Source organism: Lactobacillus hominis DSM 23910 = CRBIP 24.179 (assembly GCF_000296835.1).
Lineage (GTDB): Bacteria > Bacillota > Bacilli > Lactobacillales > Lactobacillaceae > Lactobacillus > Lactobacillus hominis.
Genome location: NZ_CAKE01000001.1, coordinates 225,508 through 232,175 on the forward strand (window position 1 = coordinate 225,508; position 6,668 = coordinate 232,175).

General features: G+C 31.4%; 7 protein-coding genes and 2 pseudogenes. 7 read left to right on the forward strand and 2 right to left on the reverse strand.

The window, feature by feature from the left end:
* The first annotated feature begins 90 nt into the window (after window positions 1–90).
* Window positions 91–1,317, forward strand: coding sequence for a homoserine dehydrogenase (locus BN55_RS01045; protein WP_008469702.1), 1,227 nt, complete (start codon window positions 91–93; stop codon window positions 1,315–1,317).
* 8 nt (window positions 1,318–1,325) lie between these two features.
* Entirely contained in the window at window positions 1,326–2,189 is an 864-nt protein-coding gene (gene thrB, locus BN55_RS01050; RefSeq protein ID WP_040469069.1) for a homoserine kinase, read from the forward strand.
* A gap of 109 nt (window positions 2,190–2,298) precedes the next feature.
* Here the strand turns inward: thrB and BN55_RS10180 are convergent.
* Window positions 2,299–2,412, reverse strand: a pseudogene (locus BN55_RS10180) (GNAT family N-acetyltransferase); the annotation flags it as partial.
* Between the two features lie 80 nt (window positions 2,413–2,492).
* Here BN55_RS10180 and BN55_RS01055 point away from each other — a divergent pair.
* Complete coding sequence (locus BN55_RS01055) at window positions 2,493–2,975, forward strand: nitroreductase family protein (protein ID WP_008469704.1); 483 nt, start codon at window positions 2,493–2,495, stop codon at window positions 2,973–2,975.
* A 46-nt stretch (window positions 2,976–3,021) separates the two neighbouring features.
* Here BN55_RS01055 and BN55_RS01060 read toward each other — a convergent pair.
* Window positions 3,022–4,598: pseudogene (locus BN55_RS01060) on the reverse strand (ATP-binding cassette domain-containing protein).
* A gap of 138 nt (window positions 4,599–4,736) precedes the next feature.
* Here BN55_RS01060 and BN55_RS01065 point away from each other — a divergent pair.
* From BN55_RS01065 to BN55_RS01080, 4 genes are read left to right on the forward strand one after another with little or no spacing between them, the layout of a single operon-like run.
* Window positions 4,737–5,072: a hypothetical protein gene (locus tag BN55_RS01065; RefSeq protein WP_008469707.1), complete on the forward strand. Its 336-nt coding sequence runs from the start codon at window positions 4,737–4,739 to the stop codon at window positions 5,070–5,072.
* Window positions 5,072–5,518: a GNAT family N-acetyltransferase gene (locus tag BN55_RS01070; protein WP_008469709.1), complete on the forward strand. Its 447-nt coding sequence runs from the start codon at window positions 5,072–5,074 to the stop codon at window positions 5,516–5,518. Before BN55_RS01065 ends, BN55_RS01070 begins: the two co-directional genes overlap by 1 nt.
* A gap of 2 nt (window positions 5,519–5,520) precedes the next feature.
* Window positions 5,521–6,330 (forward strand): DUF2785 domain-containing protein, encoded by an 810-nt coding sequence (locus BN55_RS01075; protein WP_008469710.1) that lies wholly within the window; start codon window positions 5,521–5,523, stop codon window positions 6,328–6,330.
* Window positions 6,331–6,341: 11 nt separating this feature from the next.
* Entirely contained in the window at window positions 6,342–6,644 is a 303-nt protein-coding gene (locus BN55_RS01080) for a MazG-like family protein (RefSeq protein WP_008469712.1), read from the forward strand.
* Window positions 6,645–6,668: the final 24 nt, after the last annotated feature.

The following is a 6,668-nucleotide window of genomic DNA, read 5'->3' on the forward strand; positions in this document are numbered from 1 at the left end:
AGAAAATGAAATGTCTGTTCTTATCATTGTAACCTGTTAAGTGACTATGATACAATCAAAAATAAAAAAATTATTAAAGAGGCCACTTAGATGAAAACTATTGAAGTTGCAATGCTTGGATTGGGAACTGTTGGATCTGGTGTACTTGATATTTTAAAACATGATCAAGAAAAAATAGGACAGATTTCAGATACTGATTTTAAAATATCCAGAATTTTAGTTAGAGATATAGCGAAGTATCAAAAAGCTTATCCTAATTTAAATTTAACTACAAATTTTGATGAGATTATTGAAAATAAAGACCTTCAAATAGTTATTGAAGTTATGGGAGGAATCCATCCCACAAAAGAATATATATCAGAACTTTTAAAACAAGGACGTACTGTAATTACAGCCAATAAAGATTTAATGGCAAGTTATGGTCTTGAATTAATGAAACTTGCTAATAAATATTCTGGAAAGTTATTTTATGAAGCAAGTGTTGCTGGCGGTATCCCGATTTTAAGAATTCTTGATCAAAATTATGTTGGAGATCAGATTAGCCAGATTGCTGGAATTATTAATGGAACCAGTAACTATATTCTTACTCAGATGGCCGATAACGGTTGGTCATACGGACAAGCTTTAAGTCAAGCGCAGAAATTGGGTTTTGCAGAAGCAAATCCGGCTAATGATGTTAGTGGTAAAGATGCTGCTTATAAGCTTATTATTTTAGGATGGTTGGCATTTGGTATTAATTTGTCACTTGATCAAATAAGGGTAGTAGGCATTACTGAAGTAACCCAGGAAGATTTAACAGCAGTTGAAAAATTCGACTATACTTTAAAACTTATTGCAAAACTAGAAGCTAAAAATAATACTTATAATGCACTTGTAGTGCCAATGTTAGTATCCAACGACAATATGCTAGCTAAAACAAATAATGAGTTTAATGCTATAGAAATAAAAAGTTACGCAATTGGTAGTTCGTTTTATTATGGACCAGGGGCTGGTAAATTACCAACAGCTAACAGCGTCATCAATGATCTTGTAGCGGCAGTTAAATCCGAACCTATTTTTGATACTGCTTGGAATTGTGAGATGCCAACAGTTAAAGATATTTTTATTAGACAATATTGGTTTAAAGTTGAGAAGGCTTGTCAAAATGATGTAGCTGAAATTATGTCGCAATATCAAATTGAAGAAGCAGATATTTTTATTAGTTATGACTATGTTTATTATTTAACAGGAAATATTACTGCTACTCAAAAAGAGAAGCTATTTGCTGAATTAAAAAAGAAAAATATTAAAGTTTATTGTATGTATGAAGTATATTGAGGCTAAAAATGAAAATTTTTGTTCCAGCAACCTCAGCCAATATGGGGCCAGGATTTGATTGTTTGGGAACGGCATTGACAATGTTTTTAGAATTAGATGTTTTAGAAGAAAGCGATAAGTGGTTTGTTGATCATCAAATGGCTGAGATAAGTCATGATGAAAATAATTTAATTGTAAAAACTGCCTTAAAAATTGTTCCAACCCTAAAGTCACACTATTTAAAAGTTAAAAGTGAAATTCCTTTGAGTCGCGGTTTAGGAAGTAGTTCAACTGCAATTGTTGCAGGAATTGAATTAGCTAATCAAATAGCTAGCCTAAATTTAAACCAGCAAGATAAATGTAGAATAGCGGCAAAGATTGAAGGTCATCCAGATAATGTAATGCCAGCAATTTTGGGTGGAATGGTTGTAGCTAGTCGTGTGCAAGAGCAATATTATTATCAACAGTTGCCAGATCTTCCATTTGATTTTGTGGCGTATATTCCGAACTATGAATTAAGTACAAAGTCGTCAAGAGAGGTTTTGCCAAAAACTTTGCCATTAAAAAAAGCTACACATGCAAGTAGTATTTTAGGGACTTTAACTGCTAGCTTAGCTTTACAAGATTATGAAACTGCTAAAAAATTAATTGAATCTGATGAATTTCACGAACCATATCGTCAAAAATTGGTTCCCGAATTAACGCAGATTAGAGAAATTGCGCATCGCTGTGAAAGTTGGGCTACATATCTAAGTGGAGCTGGTTCAACTGTGATGACAATTATTAAGCACGAAAAGACTGAGCAATTTATTGCTAATTTAAGAGCTGCTAATTTGTTAGATAGAGTTGAAGTATTAAAGCAGAGTAATCAAGGTGTTTTTGTAAAGCAATAATAAAGCTAGAATTGATTCCGCTGAATTAAAATGGAGTACATAGCAAAATAAAAGGCCGCATTTTACGCGGTCTTTTATTTTGGTTATTTATTGATTACTTTTAATCTTTTTAATTTCTACAGATATTTTTCCACTCATCCCTTAATATCCCATATTTCATAGAGTCGTAATATCGTACTTTTCTAATTTGAGCTTTCTTTTGAAAGCCGAGTTTTTCTGCAATGAATTGCTTATTAAATATAAGTATAATAGAATAAATTTGTGAAAGCGATTTATTAAAAATATTCATTTAAGGAGTAGAAAATGAACGCAATTTTTAAAAGAAGAGCTGTTAGAGAATATACTAGTGAAAAAATTGATGACGAAAAGATTCAAAAGCTAATTGATGCTTTTCAAGCTGCACCTTGTGCGCTGCATCAAACTGAAGTTATGGAGTTGAGCGTAATTACGGATCCAGAACTTCTTAAAAAAATTGAAGATAATACTAACAATTCTTGTTATAATGCACCACTTATTTTTATGATCAATACTAAAAAAGATAGCCAATTTGGTGAAAGAGATGCTTCTGCAGCTGCGGAAAATGTGATGGTTGAAGCTTTTGAATTGGGGCTGGCCTCTGTTTACGTAATGGGTGGAGTAAGTGTACTGAATAAATTCCCTGAAATTCAAAAAGAATTAGGAATGGATGATGGCTATGAAACTTCTGTACTTTTACCAATTGGTTATCCTGCTGATGATGGAAAGCCTGAAGATAGATCAAATCGTTATAAAGTTGTTAGAAAATAATTGCAGATAGTAAAAAACATTGATCCTGATACTGGACCAATGTTTTTTATTTGCTCAAGTCAATAATTCTGTCAAACATTTCTTTTTCTTGTTGTGAGATTTTATGAGCAACTTCAATTACTGCAAAATTTGAATTTTTGAGTAAAACTTGATGTATCTGTAATGATAGTTCATTGTCTAAAGCGCTTGTTGCTTCATCAGCTAGCAAAATTGGACGTTTTGCCAAAATAGATCTGGCAATTTCGATTCTTTGAATTTGACCACCAGAAAGATTATTACCGTTTTGTCCCACCTGGTAATCAAGTCCCTTTTCTTTGACTAATTCTGTTAGACCAGCTAATTTAATTGCTTCATTTAAATCTTCTTCTGAATATTTTTTACCTAAGGTTAAGTTAAAATGCAGGCTGCGGTCAAACATGAATGGCTTTTGATTAATGTATCCAAAGTAATCATGCGATTTTTGCGAATTACCGGTTACATTTTGTTGGTTAATTATAATAGAGCCACTAGTTGGTTTTAATTGACCAACTAATAGACGGAGTAAAGTTGTTTTTCCAAAGCCACTTGGCGCCATTAAAAGGACTTTTTCATTAGCATTAACAGTGAAGTTTACGTTCTTTAGGATAGTTTTATCACCAACCGTATATGTTAATTTCTCAACTGATAATTGATTAAATGATAGATTAGTAGCATTTTCATTTTTATTATTAAAATTGATTGCTTTTTGAACTTTATCCCAAATAGGCTTAGTAGATCGAATCTGATTTAGTTGATCTAAAATCATAGTGATTGGATTAATGAAGTCGTTGGATAGTTGCACGATCATTACTAAAGTACCAGCACCAATTTGACCATTAAACATTAAAATGGCACCTATTAAGAATGGAATAATAAAGCTGAAAATGTCAGCAAGAGTAATAATCAATGTAGAAATAGCACCTTGAGTATAATTAAGACTGCGTAATGCATTTTCCATTTGTTTGGCTTGTTTAACTACATAAGAAATAACTGGAATCTGAACATCATAGAGCATTGCGGTTTTAGAACCATTGATGGCATCAGTGACTGCTTGCGTATAATCAGCATTTTTATTTTCCCAGACGGCAGCTTTATTTTGAATATCTTTGACAAATAGTTTCTGAATAAAGCCCGGACTAATAGTTGCGATTACAAAAATTAAAGTTAAAATCCATGAATTAAGTAAACCCACAAAAATCGAGATTATAAAAGCGGCAGCTTCTGAAATAATCATCAATTCATTGGCAATCTTCAGTGATTCGATTTGCTTTAGATCGTTGGTCATTAGGTTAAGACCTTCTTTTTGCGAGTCGGATTGTTGATTGACTAAGTAAGTGACTGTTTTATTTTTTAATTCAAGATTGATATCGCGAATAATGTCATAGCGTAAATAGCGATATCCAAAGTTCAAAAACATGATCACAATTAAAATAATTGCTCCTAGTAAGGCATTTTAATTAATTGTTTTAATGAGCCACGATGATATTGCGCGCTGTTAAGCATAATCTTCGTGACATAAGCGATAACGACATTACCACAAGCACTTATGCAGGCTAAAAAGACATAAAGTGCTAGCTTATTTTTGTTAGCAAACTTTAATGACATAAATATACCTTTCTAGACCCCATCAAAGTGACTTCATTTAAGTCGTTTCTTCTTTGATGAAAATAATATAGCATATTTTGTTGAAAATTAAAATAGTATTAGATATTATTTTGATAAAAGAAATTGGAGGAAGTGTATATGCAAGAAAATGTAATGTCGTTTGTTAATATTTCACCTTTATTTATTGCAATTATTATTGGTTTTGTAGTTTCATTTAATGAAAATACTTCTATAAGAGTACCGATTATTATAGTTATTATTTCAACAATTATTAGTTTTCTTTTGCCAATTTTTAATTTAAAATCTTGGGTTACTTATCCAGTAGTTATCTCTGAAAGTGCAGTGTTTGTTTTGGTCTCAATGTTATTAAGTCAAAAGATGAAAAAATGGCTGGCCTGGATTTTGGGTTTGATTGTAGGATTTGTTTGGGCAATTGTACTGCTTATTTTACTAGGAGTGACTTTTAATATCTAATGCTTATTAGAAAGTATGAAAATTCTGATTTCGATCAATTGTGTCATGTGATGGATAGGGCACGACTGCAGGAATTAAAGACAGCTAATATGGAGCAAGTGTTTATCCAATTGAGGGATGCCCCATATTTAGGGTATTTGTTAAAATGCAAAATTTATATGGCCACTAAAGAAGAAAAAATAGTCGGATTCGTTGGGTTGCGACCACATGAATTATCGTTTTTATATGTAGATCCAACTTTTCAAAATCATGGAGTCGGGAAGAAATTAATAGAGTTTGCTTTAAAGCGATTAGAAAGACCGATAAAGCTAGAAGTTTTTACTGACAACTTGGCAGCCAAAGCATTGTATGAAAAATATGGTTTTAAAGTAGTAAAAACTGTGGTTGAAAAGTGGTCTGATGAGTATCCAGTAGAGTTTTCGCAGGATACTATGGAGATGAAATAAGTATGGATATAGAAAAAATCAGGATGAAACTTAAAGATCCACAAGCGACATATTCTGACGAAGAGGTAGAGTGGCTACTTGATAATATCGGAAATCCTGAAAGCAAAATTCGTGATAATTTAGTTTGCAATAGTTTTGGAAGTAGCTTTTTTGAAGAAAAATTTACTTTTGACCAAGTTAAATATTTGATTAATCAACTTCAGAAGAAGAATCTTCTATATTATCGAATTAACGAAAAGAAAGTAGCAACGTTAACTAGATCTTTTACATGTTTATTATGGGATTTAATTATTCGGACAAATAATGATAAATATTCTCGTTATTATCAGGTTTTAAATAAGAATGAAGAGCAACAAGTATTTGAAGATTTAATCAAGTATTTGGCTAATGAACGCGATTTTACTGGTTTTTCAAAAAAATATGGTTGGGTGCATGCAATAGCACATTGCTCAGATGCATTAGCAGATAGCATACTTTGTGATAATTTTGATCAAAAAATGGTCAATGCTTTTTTATTAGCGGTTAAAGAAATGTTGAATAAAGTTGATAGACGTTTTATTGACGGGGAAGAATATCGTTTAGCCGATGTTTTTGTAAATGGTATTAAAGAAAACAAAATTAACTCTGATAGTTTTGTTAATTGGATAAAATCATTTGCTTTTAATCCTTATTCAGATGAATTGTTAGAATACTATCGATTTAATAATTTGAAGTCATTATTGCAGGATATATATGTAAAGTTAAATTCTATTTCATTGCTTGGTCCTAATGTGAAGGAAGTAGTAGAGAAAAAATTTAATAGTGAATATTAAGGTTCGAAATTATGATTATTGATACTAAACAATTACAAAAAGCAGTTATTGAGAACAAGAAAAAACATAATTTTAATACTAGTGATGTTAAGTTTGAACTTCTTTTGTTGTATGGCGAGGTAAATGAACTGTTTCAAGCTTGGCTTAAAGAAGATCAAGAAAATATCAATGAAGAATTAGCAGATGTAGCCATTTTTCTATTAGGAATATCTGAAATGCTTGGTAGTGATCTTGGTGAAGATATTGTTAAGAAAATGGCGATTAATGCCAAAAGAAAATATGTGCATGGAAAGAAGATAATTAGTGATGACTAAAGTAGAACTTACTCGTTTTAGAAT